General features: G+C 68.1%; 26 protein-coding genes and 1 tRNA gene. 12 read left to right on the top strand and 15 right to left on the bottom strand.

Annotation, left to right across the window (positions count from 1 at the left end):
- Window positions 1–99 precede the first annotated feature (99 nt).
- Genes G9473_RS08815 through recR form a run of 3 tightly spaced genes read right to left on the bottom strand, consistent with a single transcriptional unit; the run spans window position 100 to window position 1,531 of the window.
- On the bottom strand, window positions 100–672 hold the full coding sequence (locus G9473_RS08815; RefSeq protein ID WP_291132585.1) for a peptide deformylase: 573 nt from the start codon (window positions 670–672) through the stop codon (window positions 100–102).
- Between the two features lie 50 nt (window positions 673–722).
- Window positions 723–938, bottom strand: coding sequence for a hypothetical protein (locus G9473_RS08820; RefSeq protein ID WP_291132587.1), 216 nt, complete (start codon window positions 936–938; stop codon window positions 723–725).
- Window positions 935–1,531 carry a recombination mediator RecR gene (gene recR / locus G9473_RS08825; RefSeq protein WP_291132589.1) on the bottom strand — a complete coding sequence of 199 codons (597 nt, stop codon included), beginning with the start codon at window positions 1,529–1,531 and terminating at the stop codon, window positions 935–937. The genes G9473_RS08820 and recR overlap by 4 nt, the downstream gene beginning before the upstream one ends.
- A 53-nt stretch (window positions 1,532–1,584) precedes the next feature.
- On the opposite strand from recR, the gene fmt reads away from it, so the two are divergent.
- The 4 genes from fmt (at window position 1,585) to G9473_RS08845 (ending at window position 4,855) form a co-directional block, all read left to right on the top strand.
- Window positions 1,585–2,502: a methionyl-tRNA formyltransferase gene (gene fmt, locus G9473_RS08830; RefSeq protein WP_291132591.1), complete on the top strand. Its 918-nt coding sequence runs from the start codon at window positions 1,585–1,587 to the stop codon at window positions 2,500–2,502.
- On the top strand, window positions 2,499–3,275 hold the full coding sequence (gene truA / locus G9473_RS08835) for a tRNA pseudouridine(38-40) synthase TruA (RefSeq protein ID WP_291132593.1): 777 nt from the start codon (window positions 2,499–2,501) through the stop codon (window positions 3,273–3,275). Before fmt ends, truA begins: the two co-directional genes overlap by 4 nt.
- Window positions 3,272–4,384, top strand: coding sequence for a zinc-binding dehydrogenase (locus G9473_RS08840; protein WP_291132594.1), 1,113 nt, complete (start codon window positions 3,272–3,274; stop codon window positions 4,382–4,384). The genes truA and G9473_RS08840 overlap by 4 nt, the downstream gene beginning before the upstream one ends.
- Before the next feature lie 183 nt (window positions 4,385–4,567).
- On the top strand, window positions 4,568–4,855 hold the full coding sequence (locus tag G9473_RS08845; RefSeq protein WP_291132596.1) for a GIY-YIG nuclease family protein: 288 nt from the start codon (window positions 4,568–4,570) through the stop codon (window positions 4,853–4,855).
- Window positions 4,856–4,979: 124 nt separating this feature from the next.
- Here the strand turns inward: G9473_RS08845 and G9473_RS08850 are convergent, their stop codons facing one another.
- The 4 genes from G9473_RS08850 to G9473_RS08865 all read right to left on the bottom strand — a co-directional run bounded on the left by G9473_RS08850 (window position 4,980) and on the right by G9473_RS08865 (window position 10,182).
- Entirely contained in the window at window positions 4,980–5,966 is a 987-nt protein-coding gene (locus G9473_RS08850) for an asparaginase (protein ID WP_291132597.1), read from the bottom strand.
- 1 nt (window position 5,967) lies between these two features.
- The gene (locus tag G9473_RS08855; protein ID WP_291132598.1) at window positions 5,968–6,804 is read right to left on the bottom strand and encodes a hypothetical protein; all 837 of its coding nucleotides are present in this window, start codon (window positions 6,802–6,804) and stop codon (window positions 5,968–5,970) included.
- Between the two features lie 92 nt (window positions 6,805–6,896).
- Entirely contained in the window at window positions 6,897–8,315 is a 1,419-nt protein-coding gene (locus G9473_RS08860) for an amidohydrolase family protein (protein ID WP_291132599.1), read from the bottom strand.
- A gap of 82 nt (window positions 8,316–8,397) precedes the next feature.
- On the bottom strand, window positions 8,398–10,182 hold the full coding sequence (locus G9473_RS08865; protein WP_291132601.1) for a DUF885 domain-containing protein: 1,785 nt from the start codon (window positions 10,180–10,182) through the stop codon (window positions 8,398–8,400).
- A gap of 170 nt (window positions 10,183–10,352) precedes the next feature.
- On the opposite strand from G9473_RS08865, the gene G9473_RS08870 reads away from it, so the two are divergent.
- Both G9473_RS08870 and G9473_RS08875 read left to right on the top strand, forming a co-directional pair.
- The gene (locus G9473_RS08870; protein ID WP_291132602.1) at window positions 10,353–11,180 is read left to right on the top strand and encodes a mechanosensitive ion channel domain-containing protein; all 828 of its coding nucleotides are present in this window, start codon (window positions 10,353–10,355) and stop codon (window positions 11,178–11,180) included.
- A 73-nt stretch (window positions 11,181–11,253) separates the two neighbouring features.
- Window positions 11,254–11,329, top strand: a tRNA-Val gene (locus G9473_RS08875).
- A gap of 89 nt (window positions 11,330–11,418) precedes the next feature.
- Here G9473_RS08875 and G9473_RS08880 read toward each other — a convergent pair.
- Both G9473_RS08880 and G9473_RS08885 read right to left on the bottom strand, forming a co-directional pair.
- On the bottom strand, window positions 11,419–13,071 hold the full coding sequence (locus G9473_RS08880) for a DUF885 family protein (protein WP_291132604.1): 1,653 nt from the start codon (window positions 13,069–13,071) through the stop codon (window positions 11,419–11,421).
- A gap of 83 nt (window positions 13,072–13,154) precedes the next feature.
- Entirely contained in the window at window positions 13,155–13,736 is a 582-nt protein-coding gene (locus tag G9473_RS08885) for a TlpA disulfide reductase family protein (protein ID WP_291132605.1), read from the bottom strand.
- 55 nt (window positions 13,737–13,791) lie between these two features.
- On the opposite strand from G9473_RS08885, the gene argH reads away from it, so the two are divergent.
- From argH to G9473_RS08905, 4 genes are read left to right on the top strand one after another with little or no spacing between them, the layout of a single operon-like run.
- Window positions 13,792–15,183 (top strand): argininosuccinate lyase, encoded by a 1,392-nt coding sequence (gene argH / locus G9473_RS08890; RefSeq protein ID WP_291138370.1) that lies wholly within the window; start codon window positions 13,792–13,794, stop codon window positions 15,181–15,183.
- Window positions 15,180–15,428: a lipoprotein gene (locus G9473_RS08895; protein ID WP_291132607.1), complete on the top strand. Its 249-nt coding sequence runs from the start codon at window positions 15,180–15,182 to the stop codon at window positions 15,426–15,428. Before argH ends, G9473_RS08895 begins: the two co-directional genes overlap by 4 nt.
- 15 nt (window positions 15,429–15,443) lie before the next feature.
- Complete coding sequence (gene lysA, locus G9473_RS08900) at window positions 15,444–16,700, top strand: diaminopimelate decarboxylase (RefSeq protein WP_291132609.1); 1,257 nt, start codon at window positions 15,444–15,446, stop codon at window positions 16,698–16,700.
- A 15-nt stretch (window positions 16,701–16,715) separates the two neighbouring features.
- Window positions 16,716–17,561, top strand: coding sequence for a bifunctional precorrin-2 dehydrogenase/sirohydrochlorin ferrochelatase (locus tag G9473_RS08905; protein ID WP_291132610.1), 846 nt, complete (start codon window positions 16,716–16,718; stop codon window positions 17,559–17,561).
- Here the strand turns inward: G9473_RS08905 and G9473_RS08910 are convergent.
- From G9473_RS08910 to G9473_RS08920, 3 genes are all read right to left on the bottom strand, one after another.
- Window positions 17,558–18,541 (bottom strand): MarR family transcriptional regulator, encoded by a 984-nt coding sequence (locus tag G9473_RS08910; protein ID WP_291132612.1) that lies wholly within the window; start codon window positions 18,539–18,541, stop codon window positions 17,558–17,560. The genes G9473_RS08905 and G9473_RS08910 overlap by 4 nt on opposite strands.
- Before the next feature lie 93 nt (window positions 18,542–18,634).
- Window positions 18,635–19,195 (bottom strand): L,D-transpeptidase family protein, encoded by a 561-nt coding sequence (locus tag G9473_RS08915; protein WP_291132614.1) that lies wholly within the window; start codon window positions 19,193–19,195, stop codon window positions 18,635–18,637.
- Window positions 19,196–19,262: 67 nt separating this feature from the next.
- Window positions 19,263–20,552, bottom strand: a complete 1,290-nt coding sequence (locus tag G9473_RS08920; protein WP_291132616.1) for an adenylosuccinate synthase — start codon at window positions 20,550–20,552, stop codon at window positions 19,263–19,265.
- 190 nt (window positions 20,553–20,742) lie between these two features.
- Between G9473_RS08920 and G9473_RS08925 the strand changes: the two genes are divergently transcribed.
- Window positions 20,743–21,798, top strand: coding sequence for an alpha/beta hydrolase (locus tag G9473_RS08925; protein ID WP_291132618.1), 1,056 nt, complete (start codon window positions 20,743–20,745; stop codon window positions 21,796–21,798).
- Window positions 21,799–22,036: 238 nt separating this feature from the next.
- The gene (locus tag G9473_RS08930; RefSeq protein WP_291132620.1) at window positions 22,037–22,660 is read left to right on the top strand and encodes a hypothetical protein; all 624 of its coding nucleotides are present in this window, start codon (window positions 22,037–22,039) and stop codon (window positions 22,658–22,660) included.
- 111 nt (window positions 22,661–22,771) lie between these two features.
- Here the strand turns inward: G9473_RS08930 and G9473_RS08935 are convergent, their stop codons facing one another.
- The 3 genes from G9473_RS08935 to serA all read right to left on the bottom strand — a co-directional run bounded on the left by G9473_RS08935 (window position 22,772) and on the right by serA (window position 25,961).
- The gene (locus G9473_RS08935) at window positions 22,772–23,074 is read right to left on the bottom strand and encodes a RidA family protein (RefSeq protein ID WP_291132622.1); all 303 of its coding nucleotides are present in this window, start codon (window positions 23,072–23,074) and stop codon (window positions 22,772–22,774) included.
- Between the two features lie 81 nt (window positions 23,075–23,155).
- Window positions 23,156–24,286 carry an ATP phosphoribosyltransferase regulatory subunit gene (locus G9473_RS08940; protein WP_291132624.1) on the bottom strand — a complete coding sequence of 377 codons (1,131 nt, stop codon included), beginning with the start codon at window positions 24,284–24,286 and terminating at the stop codon, window positions 23,156–23,158.
- Window positions 24,287–24,374: 88 nt separating this feature from the next.
- Window positions 24,375–25,961: a phosphoglycerate dehydrogenase gene (serA, locus tag G9473_RS08945; protein WP_291132626.1), complete on the bottom strand. Its 1,587-nt coding sequence runs from the start codon at window positions 25,959–25,961 to the stop codon at window positions 24,375–24,377.
- Window positions 25,962–26,037 lie beyond the last annotated feature (76 nt).

Raw genomic sequence — 26,037 nt, forward strand, 5'->3', positions numbered from 1 at the left:
GAAGCGCCGCAAGCGCGACTGCGCGCCCGCAGGGGCCCCGCAGCGAAGCGAAGGGAACAGCCCCGAGGACGAAGGCGCGGATGCGCCTTCGCAGAAATGTCACGCCGCCTGGCGCAGCTTCTTGAGCTTCTTCAGCGCCATCGAGCGCTTCAATCGCGAGAGGTGGTCGATGAACAGGATGCCCTCGAGGTGGTCCATCTCGTGCTGGAGGCAGGTCGCCATCAGCCCTTCCAGGTGCTCCTCATGGGTGTTCCCGTCGAGGTCCTGGTAGCGCACCGTGCAGGTCGCCGGGCGATCGACGTCGGCGTAGATGTCGGGGACCGAAAGGCAGCCTTCCTGATAGGTCGACAACTCCTCCGCCGGATCGAGGATCACCGGATTGATGAAAACGCGCGGGTCTTTCTTTGTTGCCGGATGCGTGTGCTTGTGCCCGTCATGCTCGCATTCGACGGGTTCGGCGTCCGGGTCCTCGGGCTGGAGGTCGATCACCAGCACGCGCTTGGGCACGCCGACTTGGATCGCGGCGAGGCCGATGCCGGGGGCATCGTACATCGTATCGAACATATCGGCGACGAGCGTGCGCAACTCATCATTGAATTCGTGCCCTTCCACCGGGGTCGAGACGGTCTTGAGCCGGGGGTCCGGCACTTCGAGGATTTCGCGGATAGCCATGGGACAAAAGATAGTCGCGGGGCGAGCCTGCTGCAAGCGGGCAGCTTCGATCAGAGTGATCGGCTGACCGTGCGCAGCGAGACGCGGCCGCAGGCCCGGCAGCGCCCGCGGACCCGCTTCGTCCCGGCCGCCTTGTAACGAATACCGCCCAGCTCCCACACGCTTTCGGCATGGCGGCAATGGCCGCATTCGACCATCCACTGGCGGGACTCGCGCGCGACGCCGGGGCCGAGCATCCACGTCGCAAGGCGCTGGGCGAGGTTCATTCCACCGGCCGCCGCGCCCTAAGGGCCTGCGCCAGCGTGCCCTCGTCGAGATAGTCGAGCTCGCCCCCGACCGGCAGGCCGTGGGCAAGCTGGGTGATGCGGACCTTGTGCGGCTCGAGGCGTTCCGCGAGGTAATGCGCGGTCGTCTGCCCTTCGAGCGTCGCGTTCATCGCGAGCACCACCTCGTCGACCGCGCCGCCTTCCACGCGCGCGAGGAGCGAGGGGATCGCGAGGTCTTCCGGACCGATGCCGTCCAGCGCGGAAAGCCGCCCGCCGAGCACGTGGTAGCGCCCCTGGAACAGCCGCGCGCGGTCGAGCGCCCAGACGTCGGCGACATCTTCGACCACGCAGATCGCGCGCGCGTCGCGGCGCGGGTCGGCGCAGATGCCGCAGGGGTTGCGCGTATCGACATTGCCGCAGGTCTCGCATTCGACGAGGCTCTGCGAGACCGCATCGAGCGCCTCGAGCAGCGCGGGCAGCGCCGCCTCGCGGTTCTTGACCAGCCACAGCACCGCGCGCCGCGCCGAGCGCGGGCCGAGGCCGGGCAGCCGGGCGAGCGCGCTCGCGAGGGTCTCGATCTCTTGCGATGCCATGGGGGGAGAGATAGGGGCGCGGGACGGTTTCACAAAGCTCGGCCCCTGCCTTTATGCGCATCATCTTCATGGGAACGCCCGATTTCGCCGTCCCGGCGCTGGTCGCGCTGCACGGGGCAGGCCACGAAATCGCCTGCGTCTACACCCAGCCGCCCGCGCGCGCCGGGCGGGGGAAGAAGCTGCGCCCCTCCCCCGTGCAGGCGAAGGCGGAGGAGCTGGGCCTGCCCGTGCGCCATCCCAAATCGCTGAAAGGGGCGGCAGAACAGGCCGAATTCGCCGCGCTCGGCGCGGATGTCGCGGTGGTCGCCGCCTATGGCCTGATCCTGCCGCAGGCGGTGCTCGATGCCCCCGCTCAAGGCTGCCTCAACATCCACGCCTCGATCCTGCCGCGCTGGCGCGGGGCCGCGCCGATCCACCGCGCCGTGCTGGCGGGCGACGAGGCAACCGGCGTGACGATCATGCAGATGGAAGCGGGGCTCGACACGGGACCGATGCTGCACGTGGTCAGGACTCCGGTCGCGCACAAGACGACCGGAGAGCTGACCGCCGAACTGGCGCAGATGGGCGCGGAGGCGATGGTGGACGTCCTCGCCGACCTTGCCGCCTTCCCGCCCCAGCCGCAGGACGATGGCGCGGCGACATACGCGCCCAAGATCGACAAGGCCGAGGCGCGGATCGAATGGACCCGCGACGCCGCGGAAATCGAGCGGCAGGTGCGCGGCCTCGCCCCGTTTCCGGGCGCGTGGTTCGAATGGCCGAATGACGACGATGCAGAGCGGGTGAAGCTGCTGCTCGCCGAACGGGTGGAAGGCTCGGGCGAGCCGGGCGAAGTGCTGGACGCGGACATGACCATCGCCTGCGGCACGGGCGCGATCCGCCCGCTTCGCCTGCAACGCGCAGGCAAGCCCGCGATGGGCCGCGAGGAGGTGCTGCGCGGACGGCCCGCGGTGCCGGGGACGCGCCTGTCTTGACCCGCTTCGCCCTCACTCTCGAATTCGACGGCGCGCCTTTCCACGGGCTCCAGCGGCAGGCGCACGGGGCCAGCGTGCAGCAAAGCATCGAGGAGGCGCTCGGGCGCATCACGGGGGAGGAAGCCACGCTCCACAGCGCCGGGCGCACCGATGCCGGGGTCCACGCGCTCGCCATGCGCAGCCATGTCGACATCGAAAAGGACATCGCCCCGTTCCGCCTGATGGAAGCGCTGAACGCGCACCTGCGGCCCGACCCGATTGCCGTGACCCATTGCGAGATCGTCCCCGACGACTGGCACGCGCGCTTTTCCTGCATCGGGCGGCGCTATCTCTATCGCATCGTCAACCGCCGCGCGCCGCTGACGCTGGGCAAGGGGCGCGCGTGGCACGTCGCGACCGAGCTGGACCCGGAGGCCATGCACCGCGCGGCGCAGGCGCTGGTCGGGCGGCACGATTTCACCACCTTCCGCTCGGTCCAGTGCCAGGCGAAGGATCCGGTCAAGACCCTCGACCGGCTCGACGTGACCGCGCACGACGGCGAATTCGGCCCCGAAATCCATATCCGCGCCGAGGCGCGCAGCTTCCTCCACCACCAGGTCCGCTCGATGGTCGGCTGCCTCAAGCTGGTCGGCGCGGGAAGCTGGCCCGAACGCCGCGTCGCAGCCGCGCTGGCCGCGCGCGACCGCGCCGAATTGGGGCTTAACGCCCCGCCTCACGGCCTCTACTTCGTCGAGGCGATCTATCCCGAAACCGGAGAGGAACAGAAATCATGACAACGACCGGAAAGCAGCTTTTCACAACCCTTACCGCCGACGGCAAGCTGACGCTCGAAATCGCCGAGGAGACCTTCCCCGAGCCGACCGGCAACCAGGTCCTCGTCAAGATGGAGGCGGCGCCGATCAACCCGTCGGACCTTGCGATCCTGACCGGTGCGGCCGATTTCGAAAACGCCGAATATTCCCCCGGCAAGGTCGTCGCGACCATGCCCGAGCCGTTCCTTTCGGGCCAGAAGGGCCGCCACGGCCAGCGCCTGCCCGCGGGCAACGAGGGCGCGGGCACGGTTGTCGCGACCGGCGACAGCGACGCGGCGAAGGCGCTGATGGGCCAGCGCGTCGCCTGCGTGCCGGGCACGGCCTTCTCGCAATACGCCATTGCCGATGCGATGATGTGCCTGCCGCTGGGCGATCACAGCGCGGAGGAAGGCGCGTCCTCCTTCGTCAACCCGATGACCTCGCTGGGCTTCGTCGAAACGGCGCGCATGGAAGGCCACGACGCGATCGTCCACCTCGCCGCCGCGTCGAACCTCGGCCAGATGCTGAACCGGATTTGCCAGGAGGACGGCATCAAGCTCGTCAACATCGTGCGGCGCAAGGAGCACGTCGATCTGCTGAAGTCGCAGGGCGCGCAATATGTCGTCAATTCCTCGGACGATGACTTCATGGACCAGCTGCGCTCGGCCATCGCGGAAACGGGGGCTTTTCTCGGCTTCGATCCCATCGGCGGCGGGCAGAACGCCGACCACGTGCTGAAGGCAATGGAACAGGTCGCCGCCAGCCAGATGAAGGAGTTCTCCCGCTACGGCTCCAATCAGGACAAGAAGGTCTACATCTACGGCCGGCTCGATTTCGCGCCGACGATCCTGACTCCGTCCTACGGGTTGCAATGGACCGTGTCGGGCTGGCTGCTGACGCCCTTCCTGCAGCGCGCAGGGATGGAGACGGTGGTGAAGATGCGCCAGCGGGTTCTGTCGAACCTGACGACAACCTTCGCCTCGCACTACAAGACCAAGGTCGATCTGGAAGGGATGCTGACGAAAGAGGCGATTCTCGACTACCGCCAGATGAAGACGGGCGAGAAATACCTCGTCACGCCCTGGGGCTGATCCGGGCGCGCCTCCGCTGCGGCGGGGGCGGCTTTACCGCGCGGATGGCGGCTTTCATGGACCGCCGGATTAGCGGATTGTTGCAGGGATTGGGTGGGTAGCTGCCGTCTTGCAAAGCTCCTCGGCAAACCCCCGCTCAGCCTGAGCTTGTCGAAGGCCAAGCACCAAGGTTAGCCTCCAGGTATGGACTTTCACGCCTACCTGCTGCGGTGCAATGACGGCAGCTATTACGCGGGCCACACCGACAATCTCGAAACCCGCATCGCCAAGCATCGGTCCGGCGCGCTCGGCGGATACACCGCCAGGCGGCTGCCGGTGACACTGGTCTGGTCCGAGGCATTCGCAACCCGGGACGAAGCGTTCGCCGCCGAACGCCGGATCAAGGGATGGAGCAGGGCGAAGAAAGAGGCGCTGATCGCGGGCGACTGGAAACAGATTTCCCTTCTCGCCCGCAACAGGCAGGAAGATTGAGGCAATGTCGGCGCGCGGCCTTCGACAGGCTCAGGCCGAGCGGGTGTTGTGCGTGGCGTTGCTACCGCAATTGGGTCGTTGGCGGACAGTCCGCTTTCGGCCTCGGAAACGCAGGAAGCAGATCTCACCGCCCGTCGAATGCCGCCTGTATCCGCGCTGCATCCCTGATTCCGTTCGCGATCAGCACCATCAGGAGGATGCGCGCCTTTGCCGGACCCAGCGCGCGGGCCGCGACGAAGCCGTGGGCGTCGTCGTCTACCTCGACATTGCGGTCGACCATACCCTCGTCGACCCGGGCCGAGCGGACAACGGGGACGCCGTTCGCCGCCGCCTTCGCCAGCGCCTCGATCACCACGCGCGGCGCGTTGCCCTGCCCCATGCCCGCAAGCACGATGCCCGCGCACCCGATGCCGAGCAGCGCCTCGACCGGCTTTTCGTCCATGCACGCCCCCGCCGTCAGGATCGCGACGCGCGGCAGCGCTTCGGGCCAGGCGTAGCGCGCCGGGCTGCCCACGCGGTGTGCGGGGGCGAACCAGTCGAGGCTCGACGGCGTGACGCGCGCGAGCGGCCCGCGCGGAAACCCTCGGAAGGCGTCGACATTGGCGGTCGCGGCCTTGCGCACATCGGCGGCGGCGAAAACCGTGTCGGCCATCACCACCAGCACTCCGCGCCCGGCGCTGTCAGGATCGCTCGCCACCCGCACCGCATTGGCGAAATTGCGCATTCCGTCGCTGCCCACCGCATCCGAAGGGCGCATCGCGCCGACCAGCACCACGGGTTTGCCCGCGGGCAGGGTGAGGTCGAGCAGGAAGGCGGTTTCCTCCGCCGTGTCGGTCCCGTGGGTGACGATCACCCCGGCGATCTCGGGATCGTCCTCGGCCCGTGCGATTTCGGCATGGAGCGCATCCCATTCGCGCCAGCCGATGTCCTGCGAGCCGATCCGCGCGACCGGCCGAGGAACCAGCTCCGCCTCCAGCCCCAGGGCGCCGACCTCGCCCAGCATCGCTTCGAGCGCGACCTCGCCCGCGGCATAGGCTTTGCCCGTGCGCGAACGCGCGGTCCCGGCGATGGTCCCGCCGGTGCCGAGGACGAGGAGGCGCGGTAAAGCCACGTCAGAGCGCGAGCGCGACGCGCGAGGAAGCGGCGAGCAATTCGCCCGGCTCGGCATCGAGGCGCGCCGGGCGTTCGGCCCCCGGATAGGCCCGCGCGAGCAAGTCGAGCGCGGCACGAATGCGCGCTGCCAGATCGGGCTTCACGGCGAGGATCGCGGGCTCGGCGTCCTCGAACGCGCCCGCTCCGGCCAGCGTGTAGCCGTAGCCGTCGAGATAGGGCTCGTAGCGCTCCGAGCCTTCCGCCTCGCGGTACATTGCGGCGGCGCGGGCGATCATGTCGGCGATGACGCGCGCGGCGATGTCGGCCTCGGCCATGTCGCTGCCGGGCGCCTTGGCCGCAGCCTGATCGAGCGCGGCGAGGATCGCGCCGTAGCGTTCGTCCACCTCGACCGCGCTGCGCCCGTCCAGCACCGCCTGCGAAGCCTCGTTGAAGCGCGCCGTGAAATCGGCAACGCCCAGTTCGGAGAAGACCGGCCCCATGTCGGCGAGCACCTCGCTTACCGGGTGGCCGAACATCTCGGCGGCGGGGTCGGTCTTCCCGGCGAGGAAGGCTTCGTGCGCGGCCATGGCATGGGCCTGTGCAACGGCAAGCGCGGTGCGATAGGCGACCGGATCCTTTGCGGCGGCGGCGACATCGACCCCGCCTTCGCCGCTTTCACCGCCCTCGCCTGCTTCGCCGCCTTCGCCTTCCCCAGCCTCGCCGCCCTCGCCGGGCTCGACCGCCTCGGTGAGGTCCGCGTCATCGCCCGGCGTATCCTCGGCGCATCCGGCAAGGCCCGAGCCGATCAATGCACCCGCGAGCCCGAGCCCGGCCCAAGTCTTCATTTCGGTCTTCATCGCGCCCTCGTCCAAATGGGTTCTCGCGCCCGCCCCTACGCCCGGCAGGCGCTTCGCGCAAAGGAAACGCTGCGCGATGAAAGGGCGCGCGCTCACAAGCCGAGGCTGGCCGGGTCAATGCCCTGCGCCTCCAGCGCCTCGACGAGGTTCGCCTGCGTGCGCGCGACGTCATGCTCGGCGGAGGAGCGGCCCATTTCGGCGAGCGCGGCCCGGTCGAGGAAGCGCCCCGCAACGATCACCGCTTCGGGTTCGGCCAGCACGGCAAGATCCGCGCGCGGGTCGCCGCCGAGCAGCAGGAGGTCGGCGCGCTGGCCCTCCGCCACCGATCCCCATTCGCCTTCCTCGCCCAGCACGCGCGCCGCGTTCAGCGTCGCCATGCGCAGTGCGTCGGCAGGCGCGATCCCCGCCTCGACCAGCAGGCGCAATTCGTCGTGGAGCGAGACGCCGGGGATGTTGGTGAAGATGCCCGCATCGCTGCCTGCGACCATCAGCACGCCTTCCTCATGCAGCATCCGCGTCATCGCCTTATAGAATTCGAACGCCTCGCGGTGGCGCGCCGGGTCCTCGTTCGACCAGCGTTCGTATTCGGCCCCGCTGGTGGCGACGAGCAGCGGGTTGATCCGCTCGGTTCCGGGGCGGGTGAGGTATTCGCCCTTCGTCTCGGCGACGCGCAGAAGGTTGTAGAAGGCGAGCAGGGTCGCATCGACCGGCACGCCGGCTTCCGCGATGCGCCGGGCGAGCGCGCGGCCCTCGCCCGCGTCCCGCCCATCGCGAAGGCCGTGCCAGACGATCGATTCGACGTGCTCGATCGTGACGAAGCCGTCGTCCAGCACCTCCTCGAAAGCGATGTCGAAGGGCTTCCGATAGGGCATTCCGGGCCGCCGCTCGCCTTCGGGCGTGTGGCCCATGATCGTCATGCCGAGCAGATCGGCCTCGTCCCGCACGGCCTCGTAGGCTTCGCGCGTGAGATTCGAATAGACCTTGAGCCGGCGAAAGCCCGCTGCGTGATGCGCGCGCACCGCCGCGCGGGCTTCCTCGGCGGTCGCGACCATGTGGTGATTGACCTGCGCATTGGGGCCGGGGCTGTTGAGGATCGGGCCGGTGGTGACGAGCCGGGGGCCGAGCACCTCGCCGCGCTCGATCCGCCCTGCGAGCCGCAGATGGAACGGCATCCCCGAGGCGTTGCGCACCGTCGTCACCCCGGCGGCGAGATAGGCGCCGAGCGACGCCTCGTCCCAGACGTGAACGTGCATATCGACCAGTCCCGCCATGACCATGCGGCCCGCCCCGTCCACGACGCGCGCGCCGTCGGGCGGCATGATCGTCCCGGCGGCGGCAATGCGCGTAATCGTACCGTCCTCGACGAGGACCGAGCGGCCTTCCGCGAGCTGCGCTTGCGCGCCCGAAAGGTCGAGCACCGCGACATCGCGCAAGAGCAGCGCGTCGCGCGCCTCGACCGGAAGCGCGGCGAGGATCGCCGCCAAAACGATGACGAAACGCGCGAACCTCATTTCCCTCTCCCTTGCGTCCCTTGCGGACGCCCGACAGGTGTCATGGCACGTTCGCGCGCGCCGGGCCAGCGCGGGGGCCTTTTCAGCCGCCGCGCTGGGCGGGGATGAATTCCTCGCGCACCGCCTTCGCGATCAGTTCGAGCGGGATGACCCCCTGGCTCAGCAGGAAATTGTTGAACGCCTTCTCGTCGAAGTCCTCGCCCAGCGCGAGTTCGGTTTCGACCCTCAGGTCGATGAGCTTGCGATAGCCGTAGTAATAGGACCCCGCCTGACCCGGCATCCGGAACTGGTAGCGGTCCAGTTCCTGCTTGGTCATGCCGGGCGAGAAAAGCGCCTCCTCGCGCAGCACGCGCTCGGCTTCCTCGCGGGTGGTGAGGCCGAGGTTGAGCGCGGGATCGAGAAACGCGCGCGCCGTGCGCAGCAGGCGGAACTGAAGCGCGATGAACTGGCCCTCGATCGGCTCGTGCGGGAGCATCTCGGCCTCGGCATAGAGCGCCCAGCCCTCGACGTTGACGCTGTTGAAGGCATAGAGCAGCCGGGCGAGGCTGACGCCCTGTTCGACGAGGGCTGCGAACTGCATCTCGTGACCGGGCCGCGCCTCGTGCGCGCTCAGCGTCCAGCTCGCGGCGGGGAAGTTGAAGTCGTCGTAGCGGTCCTCCGGCCCCGCGGTCGGATTGCCGACGGTGAGCACGAAAGTGCCCTGCTCGCCCGTGTTCCCGACGAGGCGCGGCGGGCGCATGTGGGGGGCGGGCTGGGCCGCGCTTTCGGCGGGCGAGGCGACGCGCATCTGCAATTCGGTGTCGGGCAGCGAGACGATGTCGTGTGCGCGGATTTCCGCTTCTAGCTTGCGGTTGATCTCGCGGTAGAACTCCTCGATCTCGTCATCGGGCACGGTCATCTGCTTGAGCCGCGCCATGACCGAGGCCATGTCGGTTTCCTCCCAGCCGTATTTGGCCGCGATCTGCGGGGCGAGCGCTTCCATCTGCGCGCGCAGTTCATAAAAGCCGCGCCGCGCCTCGCTCATCAGCGTGCGCGGGTCCTGGTCGATCCCGACGCGCCTCAAATTGAGCGCATAGAGCTCTTCCGGCAGGCGCGCCTCGGTGCGACTCGCAGGGATCACGGTGGTGCGGGTCCATTCGCCATATCCGGTGAGCTGGCGCTCCATCGCATCGAGCGATTCTTCCGCGCCCGCGATCTCGTACTTGGCGAAAAGCTCGCGGATGCCGGCGATGAAGGTCGGGATCTTGGCGATCGATTCCTCGACCTCGACGCGGTACGGCCCGATCTTGCCCTCGTCCCGGCTCGCCTCGAAACGGGCCTTGGCAAGCTCGGTCATCGGCTCGGTGCCGGGATAGGTCCCGGTATAGCGCTGCAGCAGTTCGAGCGCCTTGCCGCGCCGCTCGGGCGCGGTCTGGTCGGACAGGAGCTGGCCGATATCGCGGAACATCGCCTGCGGCACCTCGATGAATTCGAGCGTCAGGCGGTTGCCGAGCTCGATCCCTTCGATGTCGAGCCGGAGCGAATCGATCAGGATCTGCAAGTCCTGCCGGACATAGGGATTGCTCTCGCGCGCCTTCGCCGCCTCGAACCGCTGCGCCAGCGCGCGGGCGGCGGCGAGATAGCGTTCGTCGCGGTCCGGCGCCATGTCGTTCACGAGGCCATCATATTCCTCGTAGCCCGCCGAGGATGCGCCGGTCGGAAAGAACTGCGCCTGCATCTTCACCACTTCTTCGGTGTAGGCGTTGCTGGTTTCGACCCAGTCGGGCGTGGCGGGCGCTTCGGCGGTTTCCTGCGCGGTGAGCGGCGCGGAGGCGAGAGCTAAGGTGGAGGCAGTGCCGAGCGCGATGGCGGCGATGAGATGCTTCATGTGGATTTCCCCGTTTCGATGCCGCCGGAGTGATCTCTGCGCACCTCGAGGGCAAGCGCCCCTTCGACGAAGCCCGCCTACAGCCGGACGAGAGACGAGCGGCAGGTCTGCAAGCAGCGCCCCTTACGGCCAATTGCGCTGGCGCGGGACGGGGGGTAATCGGCTGGCCCATGCCGCTCGCGCCCCGAAAGGCCCGCCACGATATGCCGACGAACCTGCCGCTTCCGCCCGAATCCTCGCTGCCCGACGTGCTCGCCTCGATCGCGCTGCTGGCCGCGCTGCTGGCGGCCTGGGCGATCACCGGGCGCGCGCTCAAGGCGAAGGGCGATCTCTCCCAGCAGGTCGCGCGGCGCTGGACCGCCAATGTCCGCAACGCGCTGCTGCTGGTCGCGGTCGTCGGCCTGCTGATGATCTGGGCGCCGCAGCTTCGCACCTTCGCGCTGTCGCTGACCGCCGTCGCGGTCGCGATCGTCGTGGCGACCAAGGAGCTGATCCTGTGCCTGTCGGGCTCGGCCTTCCGCACTTTCACGCGGGCCTATTCGATCGGCGACATCGTCGAGATCGGCGACAATCGGGGCGAGGTGCTCGACATCAACCTCCTGTCGACGCGGCTGCGCGCGCTTGACGGACGCGAGGGGTCGCTCAGGTTCTCTGGCAATAGCGTGGTCGTGCCGCACAGCCTGCTGTTCACCCAGCCCGCCCGCATTCTGGCGCGCGAAGGCAGCCCCACGCGCCACGGCTTCGCGCTGGTGTTCGAGACGAAGGCCGACCTGTTCTCGCGCCTCGACGAGATCCGCGAACGCGCGGCCGCCGCCCTGCGCACCGGGGATGGCGAGGCGGACGAGCCCGCCGTCGCGATTGCGACCACCGACCTGGGTCGCACGCGGCTCGAATTTGAAATCGCAACAAGACCAGAGGATGCCGGGCGGCTCGAACAGGCGATCGCGGTCGCGGTGGGCGGCTTCGTCCTCGCTCTCCCGCCCGCGCAGGAGGCGTGAGGCGCGCGGCGGGCTTGCCCCGATCGGCGCTTGACCACCCCCTTCCGGCCCCGTAATCGGCGCGCTCCCACGGGGGCGATTAGCTCAGTTGGTAGAGCATCTCGTTTACACCGAGAGGGTCGGCAGTTCGAGCCTGTCATCGCCCACCAGTTTTTACTGGCCGAAACCGTCCGGGGGACCGTTTCGCGTAAAAACTCCCGAGCGCAAGCGAAGGGCGAGCGGCCCTCGCGCCCAAGGACTAGCGTGCGGCGGGGATCGGCGGCGTTTCCCAGAATAGTGCCACTTCCTCGTCCCTGCCGGTCATCTCGTAGCGGATGAGCGCGATCGGCAGGCGGCCAGCGGCGAGGAATTCATCGTGGAATTCGCGCAAGCCGAAGGCTTCGCCCAGTTGGCTCGCGCGGTCGGCGAGGAGCGCGTCCATCTGCAGCTTCCCGATCGTGTAGGCGATGCCGTAGCCCGGCGGGCGGCGCAGGTAGATTTCGGCATCGACCCGCGCGACGTCCTCGTCGAGCCACGGCGTGCGCTCGCGCATATAGGCGACCGCCTCGGCGACGCTCCAGCGGTTGTGCTGCATGGCGATGTCGGCGGGGACGCGCGCGGCGCGAAATATGCCGAAGATCTGCATGAATTCGTCCGCGCGCGGCGAATGGCGCGTCGCCCCGGCCAGCATCAGCGCTTCCTCGAGATAGGTCGCCCAGCCTTCGGCCCGGCCCCCGTCGCTGTAGCGGCCCCGGATCGGCCGCGTGTCGCGCGCGGCCAGCACGGCGTCGAAGCGATGGCCCGGAATGACCGCGTGGAGATGATCGGGAATGGGATCGCGGAACTGGATCTGCTCCCAGAAATTGGGCCCGCCGGGGCGCTCGATATAGGGCGTGTTGCTGCCCAGCTCGCCGACGAAATCGGGGACGGTGACGATGTCCTCCTCCACGAGGAAGCGGCGCACGATGGCATCGGTCTCGGCGATCTTGGCGGCCTGTTCCTGAGCGCTGCGCGAAAGCTCCAGTTCCGGCTCGTCCCGGTTGCGGTGGCGCAGCAGGGCGAGCGCGGCGGTCATCCTTTCGTGCTCGCGCTCGGCAAGGACCAGCATCTCGGACGCCTTCAGCGGGATCATGCGCACATGGCGGATATACCAGTCATAGCGCTCTGCCCCGACACCCGCAGGCGCGGTCATGCGGGGTCGTTCGGCTTCGAGCCAGTCCCTGAAGGCGACCAGCGCCTCCCGCGCCGCGACGACGTCCCGGGCGAGGTCGGGCCGCGCCGCGCGGCTGCGTTCGAGCAGGTCGTCGTACCAGCCGATGATCCCGGCGGGCGGGACCGCGCGATAGGGGTGGTAGTGATTGACCCCGTCGCTGTTTTCGAGGTTGTAGAGCGCAAGATCCGCGAAATCGCCCGCGACTTCGGTCAGGTTGGCGCGGGCCGAGGCGAGCAGCGGCGGCACGAGCCTGAGCTGTCGGCGCAGTTCCTCGATGTCCGCGCTCTCGCCGGAAACTTCCGAAAAGGCGACGCGCATCAGCGGGTCGAGATAGAAGCCCGGATCGCGCTTCCACGGGCGCAGCACTTCGAGATTGAAGCGGTAGCCGTTGAGGATCGATTTGACCGCGAGGAAATCGACCTGCTCGGCGCGGGTCCAGTCCTCGACCGGCATGGCCTCCAGCCGCGCCTCGAACCGGTCGAGCCCGGCGAGCTTCGCCGCCATGACCTCGTCGCCATAGACCTCACCGATGCGCGCGCCGGATTCGAGCACGACCCCGGCGGTGAAGCCGGGAACCATGTACTCGCGCAATTCCTCGTGCAGTTGGACGAGGTCGTCGTAGTCGGCGGCAGGCTCCTGCGCCTGCACCGCGCCTGCCCAGAGCATCGCCAGGCCAATAAGGAAAAAGATTGATCGCATTACCGCCTCCCTGCCGGGCGAGATTGCGTAAGCGCTGCGCTGCTGTCCAGAGCAGTTCTCGCTGCGGGCGAGAAAGCCGCCGCCTAGTTCCCCAGAGCCTCGGCGATCAGCGCGCGCGCTTCCTCGCTGTCCCATTCATACCCGCCCGCGACCCGCAGCACTTCGCGCCCCTCGGCATCGTAGAGCACGGTGAGCGGCAATTGCCCGCCCTCGCTCATCCGCACGGCGAGCTCGCTGTCGGGATCGAGCCACGGTTCGAGCGCGGCGAAATCGCGCTGCTCGAAGAAAGGCACGACCTTTTCCGCCCCGCGAATGTCCTGGCTCACGGTGACGACGCGAAGCTCGCCCTCCATGTCCCGTGCCAGCGCATCGAGCATCGGCATTTCGACGACGCAGGGCGCGCACCATGTCGCCCATAGGTTAAGCAGGACCGGCTGGCCTGCGAGCGCGGCGAGGTCGAGCGTGTTCCCTTCCGGATCGGTCACGGTAAAATCGGGCAGCGGCGAGCCCGCCTGTTCGCGCGAAACAACGCCTGCCAATGCGCTCGCATCGGACGCCCCGTCGGCTTCGGGCGCGCTGGCCGGTTGCGCCTCGCCCTCGCTCGCCCTATCGCAGCCGCCGAGCGCACAGACCATCGCGGCGAGAATGAACGAGACACGCAACATAAAGGATACCCCTTCCGACGCCGCGCCCGCCACCGGGACAGGCGGCGGCAACACAATGTGGGGCGGCAGGTTCGCCGAAGGCCCTAGCGCCATCATGCGCGAAATCAACGCCTCGATCCCCTTCGACAAGGCGCTGTGGCGGCAGGACATCGCCGCGTCCGAAGCGCACGTCGCCATGCTCGCCGCGCAGGGCATCGTCTCGGCCGAGGACGCGCGCGCGATCAGCGACGGGCTCGCTTCGATCGCCGCGGAGTACGAACGCGATGGCGTGCCCGAGGACTGGGACCTCGAGGACATCCACATGACCACCGAGGCGCGGCTCGCCGAACTGATCGGGCCTGCCGCCGGGCGGCTCCACACCGCGCGCAGCCGCAACGACCAGGTCGCGACCGATTTCCGCCTCTGGGTGCGCGAGGCGATCGACCAGATGGACGAAGGGCTTACCGCGCTCCAGCGCGCGCTGGTGACGCGCGCGGGCGAGCACGCCGCGAGCATCATGCCCGGTTTCACCCACCTCCAGACCGCACAGCCGGTGACGCTCGGCCATCACCTCATGGCCTATTACGAGATGTTCCGCCGCGACCGCTCGCGCCTTTCGGACGCGCGCGCGCGCCTCAACGAATGCCCGCTGGGATCGGCGGCGCTGGCAGGCACGGGCTTTCCCATCGACCGCGAGATCACCAGCGAGGCGCTGGGTTTCGACCGGCCGACCGCCAATTCGCTCGATGCCGTGTCCGACCGCGATTTCGCGATGGATTACCTCTTCGCCGCGAGCCAGTGCGCGCTCCATCTATCACGGCTTGCCGAGGAACTCGTCCTGTGGGCGAGCCAGCCCTTCGGCTTCGTCCGCCTGCCCGACAGCCTCTCGACCGGCTCCTCGATCATGCCGCAGAAGAAGAACCCCGATGCCGCCGAACTCGTGCGCGGCCATGCGGGCCGGGTGATCGGCTGCGCGACCGCGCTGATGGTGACGATGAAGGGCCTGCCGCTCGCCTATTCGAAGGATATGCAGGACGACAAGCCGCCGGTGTTCGAAGCCGCCTCGCTGACGGCGCTGTCGATCGCGGCGACGACCGGCATGGTCGCCGATGCCACCTTCGACACCGCGCGGATGCGGCAGGCGGCGGAGCAGGGCTATGCCACCGCGACCGACCTTGCCGACTGGCTGGTGCGCGAGGCGGGTATACCCTTCCGCGAAGCACATCACATCACCGGCGCGGCGGTCAAGCTGGCCGATGGCCGCGGCGTGGCGCTCGACGCCGTGCCGCTCGAGGACTTGCGCGCGATCGACGAACGCATCGACGAACGCGTGTTCGAGGCGCTGTCGGTCGATGCATCGGTCGCGGCGCGCGCATCCTATGGCGGAACCGCACCGGTCGAGGTGCGCCGCCAGGTCGAACGCGCGCGCGCCGCGCTCGGCATGGCGCAAGGCGAGGTGGGCGGGTGAACCGCGCCGCGCCGACAATCGCGCTCATCGCGCTTGCCGGCGTGCTCGCCGCTTGCGGGACGACCGCGCCGCTCGAGCCGCCGCCCGGCGAAACCCTGCCGCCCGCACCCTATGGCGCGCCCGCGCGGCCCGATGCCGAAGAACTGCTCGAACTCGATGCCCTCGCCGCCCCCGAACGCTCGGTCGAGCTGCGCCGCCGCTCGGAAGAGCGCGAGGACGACCCCTTCGATTTGCCCCCCGAATAGAAGCCCGGACCGACCATGGATCATTTCGCTTACAAGGCCGGCGTCCTGCACGCCGAGGACATTCCCCTGCCACGCATCGCCGAGGAAGTGGGAACCCCCGTCTACGTCTATTCGCGCGCGACGCTGGAGCGCCACGCGCGTGTCTTCCGCGAGGCGCTGGACGGCGTGCCGGACAAGCTGATCGCCTTCGCGGTCAAGGCCAATCCCAACCTCGCCGTGCTCAAGGTGCTGAAGGGACAGGGGTACGGCGCGGACGTGGTTTCGGTGGGCGAGATGCGGCGCGCGCTGGCGGCAGGGATTGCGCCGGAAAAGATCGTGTTCTCCGGCGTGGGCAAGACCGCAGCCGAGCTCGCCGCCGGGCTGGAAGCCGGGATCGGCCAGTTCAACATCGAAAGTGCCGAGGAAGGCGAGGAGCTCGCCGCGATCGCTGCCGGGATGGGGCGGACCGCGCGCTGCGCGCTGCGGGTGAACCCCGATGTCGATGCGGGCACGCACGACAAGATTTCGACCGGCAAGGCCGACAACAAGTTCGGCGTACCGATCGACGAGGCGGGGCAGATCTTCGGCCAGCTCGCCGGGCAGCCGGGCGTCGAGATGCGTGGGATCGCGGTGCATATCGGGAGCCAGCTCGCCGACCTCGCCCCGCTCGAGCGGGCCTTCGGCAAGCTCGGCGAACTCGTCGGCGCGCTGCGCGGGGCGGGGCACACCATCACCCATGTCGATCTCGGCGGCGGATTGGGCGTGCCCTATCGCCGGGGCGAGGAATTGCCGAGCCCGGCGGAATACGGCGAAATGGTCGCGCGGGTGACGAAGGACTGGGGCGTGACCCTGATCTTCGAGCCCGGACGGGTGATCGCGGGCAATGCCGGCGTGCTGCTGACCCGCGTGGTGCGGGTGAAGCGCGGGCTCAACCATCCCTTCGTCATCGTCGACGCGGCGATGAACGACCTTGCGCGCCCGGCGCTCTACGGCGCCTATCATGATTTCGTCGCAGTCGAACCTTCGGGCGAGCACACGACCGCGAATATCGTCGGGCCGATCTGCGAGACGGGCGACACCTTCGCCATGGGCCGCGAATGCGACAAGCTGGCGGCGGGCGAGCTTGCCGTGTTCCGCACCGCGGGAGCCTATGGCGCGACCATGGCCTCGTCCTACAATTCGCGTGGCTTCGTCGCCGAAGTGCTGGTCGACGGCGACCGCTACGCCGTGGTCGCCGACCGGATCGAGGCCGGCGCGATCATGGATGCCGAGCGCGTCCCCGAATGGCTCTGAACCACGCCCGCCGAGATGGCTGAACTCGCCAGCCTCCCCCTGTTCCACCGGATCGCCGGGCAGCAGGTGCTGGTGCTGGGCGAGGGACCGGCTGCCGAACCCAAGCGCCGCCTCGTCGAACGCGCGGGCGGAATCGTCGTCGACGACATCCAGCGCGCGATCGACGAAGGCGTTCGCATCGCCTTCATCGCCTTCGAGGACGCGAAGGCCTGCGAAACGGCGGCGATCAACCTGCGCTGTGCCGGGATGATCGTGAACGTCGTCGACCGGCCCGACCTGTGCGATTTCACCACCCCGAGCGTGCTCGACCGCAACCCGGTGCTGATCGCGGTCGGAACCGGGGGGGCGTCTGCGGGGCTCGCCAAGCACGTGCGCCTGCGCTTGGAGCGGCTGCTCCCCTTTACGCTCGGCAAGCTGGCCGACGCGCTTTACGCGGCGCGCGGAAAGCTGCGCGAGCGCTTTCCCGATGGAACGGAGCGCCGCCGCGCGATCGACGCGGCCCTGCGCGAGGGCGGCGCGCTCGACCCGCTCGACCCGTCATCGCATGAGCGCGTCGGCGACTGGCTGGAGCGAGGCGACCGCCCTGCGATGCCCGAGGCGGTCGAATTCGCCATATCCAGCGACGATCCGGAGGATCTCACCGTGAAGCAGGCGCGAATGCTCGGCGAGGCGGATGTCGTGTGCGCCGAGCCCGGCGTTGCGCCGGCCATTCTCGCCCGCGCCCGCGCCGATGCGGAGCGCCTCGCCTGCGACGGGATGTCCTGCCGAAGTGCGGGCCTGACCCGCTGCCAAAGACTATGCGCACAGGGCGAGAACCCCGGCCTGACCGTGATCCTGCGCCGCGAGCGCGCGGCGGACTAGGCCGCCTGCGCGAGCGGCACCTCGACCTCGGCGAAATAGCGGGACATCGCCTCGAGCGAACTATCCGACAATGCGATGAAGGCGCGGCGACGGTCGGTCTCGTCCGCGATGCGGCGGAATATCCCGGTATCGACCATCTGCTTCAGCCAGCGCAGCGCGGTCGTCGCGGGAACCCCGGCCGCGATGCACAGCGAGGTGACGGACACCTGCTGCCCTTCGCCATGCGCGGCGGTGAGGTCGAGCAGCATATCCCATGCCGGATCGGCGAACAGGGCGCTGTCGAAAAAGCGGCCGCGCGCCTGTCGGCTGGCGATGATCTTGCGCACCATGCGCGGGTCGGGCAGCGGCGGCTTCTTCGAATCGTAAAGCAGCGCCGGGCTGGAGGGCTGGCGCGCGGCCCTGTCCGGAAGAGATTGCGAAGGCCGCACGGCCTGTTCGTGCGGAGCGGCGAGCGGGGCGCTGCCCGAAAGACCTTCGAGTTTGTTCGCGATCGCTTCGACCTGCTGCGACAGGCGCAGCAGGCTCAGGCGGTCTTCTTCCGTCATTTCGCGCACCCGCGGGTCGGCGATTTCCGCCATCACACGCCCGACCGCGACAATCCGGTCCGCCCGGCTGGGCGAAACGAGAATCTGCGGTTCGCTCTGGTCAAGCGCGGCGAAGACATCGTCGAGCGCTTCCATCGAGGTCGAGACGACCAGCCGCGCCCCGGACTGCGCCACCCGCATATCGAGCCGGGCGAGCGCGGCGAGATGCGGCGCTTCGAGCACGGGGCACTCGACCAGCACGACATCGCCCATCAGCGTGATCGGCCCGTCGATCAGCGCGTCCAGCGTGCCTCCGTCGACCGAGCGGAAGCCCGCCCCGGCAAGATCGCCGAGCATTTCGTCGCGCCGGGATGCAACGTCGGCGAAGACGGCGATGCGGGAGGGAAGTCCGGCGGCATCTTCCGCCAGGTCGTAGGTGAAATCACTCGCGCTCATCGAATCGCCCCTTTCGCTTTAGTGAACGAAGGTAGAACAAAGGGCGATCATGTCAAGTCCAGCAACCGTCCGACCCCCTGGACGCGGGGGCGCTCAGGGGCGGATTTCGATGGTTGTCCCGTCGGGGACAAGCCGCCACAATTCCTCGATTTCGGCGTTGGAAACCGCGATGCAGCCGTCGGTCCAGTCGCCCGGAAGCGGCGGGCCGGGATAGCCGTTCGGCTGACCGTGAATGAAGATGTCGCCCCCCGGCGAACGCCCGAAGCGCGCGGCATAGGCGCGGTCGCGCGCGTTGGGATAGGAGATGCGCAAGGAAAGGTGATAGCGGCTGTTCGGATTGCGCCAATCGATCGTGTAGATCCCTTCGGGCGTGCGTTCGTCGCCTTCGAAACGTTTGTGCCCGGTGGGCGCGTCACCGAAGGCGAGCCCGCGATAGGCGCGGATCGGCTCGCCCTTGCTGTAGGCGACCATCAGCCGCTCCGACTTGTCGACAAGCAGGTAGTCGGCAACCAGTCTGCGGCCCGAAGGCAATTCGCGCGAGGCCGGGGGCCTCGTCTTCGAAATGCCTTCGCCCGGAGCGCGCACCACCTCTTCGGGCGGGCCCGCGCAGGCTGCGAGGACGAGGCAAAGGAAGGCGGCGAGGAGGCGGGCCATCGGGTGCATAGCATACAGCCGCGCACCTTACCCGGCAATTGCACCGCTTCTCCGGCGCGCCCCCGCCTCAGTCCTCGAACGGGTCGCGCATCAGGATCGTGTCGTCGCGCTCCGGCGAGGTCGAAACCAGCGCGACGGGGCATTCGATCAGTTCCTGGATCCGCTGGATGTACTTGACCGCATTGGCGGGAAGGTCGGCAAAGCTGCGCGCGCCCGCGGTCGATTCCTTCCAGCCGTCCATTTCCTCGTAGATCGGCTCGACCGCCGCCTGGTCGCCGGCATGGCTGGGAAGGTAGTCGTAGACATTGCCGCGCAGGCGGTAGCCGGTGCAGATCTTCACCTTGTCGAGCCCGTCGAGCACGTCGATCTTCGTGAGAGCGATGCCGGTCACGCCGGAAATCGCGCAGGTCTGGCGCACCAGCACCGCGTCGAACCAGCCGACGCGCCGCTGGCGGCCGGTCACGGTGCCGAATTCGTGGCCCCGCTCGCCCAGCCGCTTGCCCGTGTCGTCGTCGAGCTCGGTCGGGAAAGGGCCGGAGCCGACGCGGGTGGTGTAAGCCTTGACGATGCCGAGTACGAATCCGGTCGCGTTCGGCCCCAGCCCGCTGCCGCTCGCCGCGGTGCCACTCACCGTATTGGAGCTGGTGACAAAGGGATAGGTGCCGTGGTCCACATCGAGCAGCACGCCCTGCGCGCCCTCGAACAGGACCTTGGCCCCGGCCTTGCGGATCTTCTTCAGCCGCTTCCACACCGGCTGGGCGAAGCGCAGGACGAAGGGGGCGACATCGCGCAGTTCGGAAAGCAGTGCGGCGCGGTCCACCGGAGGCTGGTCGAACCCGGCCCGCAGAGCGTCATGGTGCGCGCACAGGCGGTCTAGCTGCGGCTCCAGCGTGTCGAGATGGGCGAGGTCGCACACCCGGATCGCGCGCCGTCCCACCTTGTCCTCGTAAGCCGGGCCGATCCCGCGCCCGGTGGTCCCGATCTTGCCCTTGCCCGCCGCACCTTCGCGCAGCGCGTCGAGATCGCGGTGGAGCGGCAGGATCAGCGGGCAGTTGTCGGCAATGGCGAGGTTGTCGTCATTGATCGCAACGCCCTGCTTTTCAAGCTTTTCGACCTCGTCCCGCAGCGCCCAGGGGTCGAGCACCACGCCATTGCCGATGAGACTCATCGTACCCGAGACGATGCCGGACGGCAGCAGCGAAAGCTTGTAGGTCGTCCCGTCGATGACGAGCGTGTGGCCGGCATTGTGCCCGCCCTGAAAGCGCACCACGGCATCGGCGCGGCTCGCCAGCCAGTCGACGATCTTGCCCTTGCCCTCATCGCCCCACTGGGCGCCGATCACGGTGACGTTGGCCATGTATGTCCCTTGTGAAAATCCTCGGACGCGGCGGCGGGGCCGCGCGCAAACCGGGCGGGGTTAGGCGCTTGGGGAGCCGAGAGCAAGCGGCACGCGGCGAGCGGTCTTGCGCGCGTCACCCGGCTGCGCGAAGGGTCGCAGCGCGCCGCGCGTTTCCCTTCGCGAAACCATCCACGCAAAGGCTTGCCCCATGAACCGACCCGTTCGCATTCTTGCCCACCTGCTCGCGGGCACACTCGCCGCGACGCCGATCCTCGCGCAGCAGCAGCGCGGGGCGGGCATATCGGAGGATTGCCGTGAGGAACTCATCCAGCTGTGCTGGGAAGCGGGCGAAAGCGACCGCGCCGCCTTCCGCGCCTGCGTGCGCGAGAAGCGGGCCGAAATCTCCGAAAGCTGCACCGCCGAATTGCGCGAGCGGATGCGGTCGCGCGGACGCGCCGGGCCGCTCGAAACCCGGCCCGAGGGCCTGCGCCCGGCGGCGCGACCGGCGCGCAGCGTGCTCTACGGCGAGCATCCGCGCCAGCAGGTCGACGTCTACGAGCCCGAAGCCGCGGTCGACCCGCTGCCGCTGGTCCTGTTCGTCCACGGCGGCGGATGGCGGATCGGGAGCCACAAGCTGGTGCAGGTCAAGCCTGCGCATCTGAACGCGCAGGGCTATTACTTCGCCTCGACCGGATACCGGCTGGTCCCGAACGTCACCGTCGAACAGCAGGCCGAGGACATCGGCGCGGCGCTGAAGGCGCTGCGCGGACAGGCGGGCGCGATCGGGTTCGATGCGGACCGGATCGTGCTGATGGGCCACAGCGCGGGCGCGCACCTCGCCGCGCTGGTGGCGACCGATCCCAAGTATGCGGGCGAGGCGTTCGAGGCGATCCGGGGCGTCGTCCTCCTCGACGGGGCGGGCTACGACGTGAAGGCGCAGATGGCGGGGGCCGCGCCCGAGCTCTGGCAGGTCTATTACAACGCCTTCACCGCGGACGAGGCGGTGCAGGAGGCGCTGTCACCCGTCACCCATGTCGGCGGCAGGGACGCGCCGAACTGGCTCGCGCTCTACGTCGCGGACCGCGAGGCTTCCTCGGCCCAGTCCGAGGCGCTCACCCAGCGCCTGCGTGCGTCGGGCGTGGAGGCCGAGGCTGTGGCGGTCGAAGGGACCGACCACGGGCGGATGAACCGCGAGCTGGGGATGGAAGCGGGCGAAGCGCAGACGCGTGCGGTGGATGCGTTTCTGGCGCGGGTTTTTGGGTAGTCTTCATTCAGCCGGATCAGGCCAGCGGTTAACGAGCTCCTTCTCCAGCCATAGGCAAGAGCACTCCTGCGGCGTTTTACTCGGCCATTATCTTCCAATCACTTGGCCAAGATAATTTGGGACGGCTGGCTCGCCTGCATCACGCTCGGGGTCAATTGTTACCTTCCCATTCACTTTGCCGATTCAGCTTTCCTTCTCGAAGCCCTGAAAAAAGAGTTTTGAAATCAAGGAGGAAATCATGAAGAAGATTGCAATTCTCACTTCGTTGATCGGCTGTCTGACGGCTATCCCCGCCGGAGCGCAGGAAACCTATCAATGGCCTGCAACCGAAACGAGCACCGAACTTCAGAAATTCTATTTCTCTCGCGGCACGCCTGTCGAACTCCAGACGACTCACTTGATTTCGACGAAAGACTTCGAGCCGGGCGATCGGGTCTATCTCGAAGTCGCCGAACCTCTCATGTTTCGCGGACAGACTATTGTGCCCGCCGGAACGAGGGTGCGAGGCGAAGTCGCGACGGTCCAGCGCAACGGCCACTTCGGCCGCAAGGGCAAGATCGAAATCAGGCTGGTCTCAATGGTGACGCCGCACGGACCGGTCCGTGTGTCCGGCTCGGAGTATGATGAGGGCGAGAGCGGTGCGGTCGCCTCATTCGGAACCATGCTCCTGGTCTCGGGCCTCGGTTTCATCATCAAGGGGACGAGCGGCTACATCCAGCCGGGAACGCCCGTCACCGCGCGCCTCGATGAGGACCTCCAGTTCACCTACAATCCTTCGGCTCGCTCACTGGCCCGCAAAGGAGCGGAAGTTTTCCCTGACGGAACGAGGACCGCTGCCCCGGGATTCTCCCTGAGGGACTGACGCAAGGCCCTTGACCGTTCGGATAATGAGGGGCGCAAAGCCCAACCAGCAACCCCCTCCTTTCCGAGGAGGGGGTTGAAGGATCTTTCACGCCAATTGAGATGACCTTTCTCAAACCACCGCGGTAACGTCGATCTCCACCATCAGTTCGGGCAGCGCCAGCCCCTTCACCTCGACCGTCGTATCGGCCGGGTAAGGCGGCTTGAAATAGCGTTGCCGCGCTTCCACGATCTTCGGGAAATGCGCCATGTCGGTCATGTAGATCACGACCTTGATCACCTTGGAAAGATCGCTTCCCGCCGCGGCCAGCACGCGCTCGATATTGGCGAAGGTCTGGGCAAGCTGGGCGTCGAAATCGCCCTCGCCCACGATGCTGCCGTCCTCGGCGATGCTCGCCTGCCCGGAGCACAGCACGAGGTCGCCGACGCGCCATGCGGGCGCGATGAAATAAGGGGCGAGCGGGTCGTTCTCGACTTCGATAGGGGCGGCTTTCGGTCATTGGATAGCTTCCAGTTCCTTCGGCGTATCGCCTTCGAGAACGTGGGTGCAACCCAGCCCCGCTGCATCCTCGCCCTCGCCCAGCTGCGCGAGCGTGCGCCAGCCCTCGGCGCGCAGCTTCGCCGCCGCGCCCGCGTCGTGGCCAAGCGGGAGGTAGACGAGCCGCCCACCGTCCGCCTCGGGCGCGACCTCGGCGAGGTGGTCGACATAGAGCGAAAAGCCTGTCGCCGCCTCCTCGCTCCCGCCGATGCGGTAAGTCCCCCCGCGCCCCGCCGCGCCGCGCAGGGCCTCGGCATAGAGCGTGAAGCCGAACCAGCTCTGGTATTCGAAGCCATATCGCTCGGTCGGGTCGAGCGTCAGGCGCACGTCGGGCCCGTGCGCCGCCTTGACCCGCGCGGCGATCGCTTCCAACCCGTCGAGCCGCGTCGCGAGCGCCCCGCCCGCATCATATTCGCGCAGGTCCGCGAGCGCGCTGTCGAACGGCCCGGCGGCATAGAGCAGCGGGAGATAGGCTTCGCCGCCTGCATCCTTCAAACCCCCTGCGTCCTTGGTATCGAGCTCGCGCCGCACCGCCTCTATATGCTCCGGGTCGCTGTCACCGTCGCGCGCGACGAGCGTGTCGACGAGGTCGGGCAGAGTGAAATCGACGCTGATGCCGGTCAGCCCGGCGGCCTTGAGCGCCTCGACCGCGACCATCACGATCTCGCTCGCCGCAGCGACCGTATCCGCGCCGATCAGCTCCGCGCCCAGTTGCAGCCTCTCGCGCGCCGGGTCGAGCTGGCTTGCGCGGATGAGCGCCGTGTCGCCGCAATAGGCGAGGCGAAGCGGGCGTGGGCAGCGCCTCATGCTGGTCGCCGCGATGCGTCCCACCTGCGGGGTGATGTCGGACCGCAGGGCGAGTGTCCGAAGGCTCGCCGGGTCGACGAAGCGGAACATGGCCTGCGTGCGAAGCCCGCGCATCCGGCTCGCCAGCGAGCGCTCGAATTCGAGCAGCGGCGGGCGCACCCGCTCGTAGCCATGCGCATGGAGCACGTCGAGGCAGGCGCGCATCGCATTGGTGATGCGCGCGGCGGACAAGGGCAGGCGGTCCTCGAGCCCCTCGGGCAGCAGGTCGGTCGGTCGGGTCATGATGGCGCAGGCGCTAAAAGGAAAACGGCCCCCCGGCAAGCATTCGCGCCGGGGGGCCGCCGGATGGTCTCGCGTTGGAGGCGTAGGATCAGAAGGTGAGAGCCTTCACCGTCTTCACGCCTTCGAGTGCTTCCGCCTCGGCCATGATGTCGGCGCCCGGATGCTCGTCGAGGCTCAAAAGCAGCACCGCTTCCCCGCCCGCGTCGCGGCGGCCGAGGTTGAAGGTGCCGATATTGATCCCGTGGCCGCCCAGCATGGTCCCGATCCGGCCGATGAAGCCCGGCTTGTCGTCGTTGACCACGTAGAGCATATCGCCTTCGAGTTCGGCCTCGATACCGATGCCGAAAATCTCGACAAGGCGCGGGGACTGCGTCCCGAACAGCGTGCCCGCGACCGAGCGCGGTCCCGAGGAGGTTTCGACCGTCACGCGGATCAGCGTGTTGAACGCGCCTTCGCGGTCGTGGCGGATTTCCGACACGTCGAGCCCGCGCTCCTTGGCGAGATAGGGCGCGTTGACCATGTTCACCGTGTCGGAATAGCGCCGCATGAAGCCCGCCAGCACCGCGCCGGTGATCGGCTTGCCGTTCAATTCCGCCGCCGCGCCCTCGCGCTCGATGCTGATCTTGGTGAGGCTTCCGTGCGCGAGCTGGCCGACGAGGCTGCCGAGCTTTTCCGCAAGCGCCATGTAGGGCCGCAGCTTGGGCGCCTCCTCGGCCGACAGGCTGGGCATATTGAGCGCGTTGGTGACACCGCCGTTGACGAGGTAGTCGCTCATCTGCTCGGCCACCTGCAGCGCGACGTTGACCTGAGCTTCAGTGGTCGAGGCGCCGAGATGCGGGGTGCAGATGAAATTGGGCGCGCTGAACAGCGGGTGGTCGGCAGCCGGCGGTTCGGTCTCGAAAACGTCGAGCGCAGCGCCCGCGACCTGCCCGCTTTCGAGGCAGTCTTTCAGCGCCACCTCGTCGATCAGCCCGCCGCGCGCGCAGTTGATGATGCGGATGCCCTTCTTCGCGTTTTCCAGCCGCTCGCGCGAGAGGATGTTGCGCGTCTCGTCCGTCAAAGGCGTGTGGAGCGTCACGAAATCGGCGCGCGCCAGCAGGGTGTCGAGGTCAACCTTTTCGATGCCGAGTTCGACCGCGCGATCCTCGGTCAGGAAAGGATCATAGGCGATCACCTTCATGCGCAGGCCCAGCGCACGGCTGGCCACGATCGAGCCGATATTGCCCGCACCGATCAGGCCCAGCGTCTTGCTGGTGACCTCGACCCCCATGAAGTCCTTCTTCGGCCATTCGCCCGCCTTGGTGCGGACATTGGCATCGGGGATCTGGCGGGCGAGCGCGAACATCATCGCGATGGCGTGTTCGGCGGTGGTGATCGAATTGCCGAAAGGCGTGTTCATCACGACCACGCCCTTGCCGCTGGCATAGGGTATGTCGACATTGTCGACACCGATCCCGGCTCGGCCGATCACCTTGAGGTTGGTCGCCGCGTCGAGGATGTCGGGCGTGACCTTGGTCGAGGAACGGATCGCGAGGCCGTGATAGTCGCCGATCACGGCCTTGAGTTCGTCCGGCGTCATGCCGGGCTTCACGTCGACCTCGCAGCCGCGCTCTTCGAAGATGCGCGCAGCGTTGGGGTCCATCTTGTCGGAAATGAGTACCTTGGGCTTGCTCATGGGAAATTCCTCGAATGCGTCATTCCCGCGCACGCGGGAACCCAGTGCGGCTTGGTGAAGCGTTCTGAAACCCTGG

Origin of the sequence: Erythrobacter sp., from assembly GCF_011765465.1 — a bacterium.
In the GTDB taxonomy this organism is placed as follows: domain Bacteria; phylum Pseudomonadota; class Alphaproteobacteria; order Sphingomonadales; family Sphingomonadaceae; genus Erythrobacter.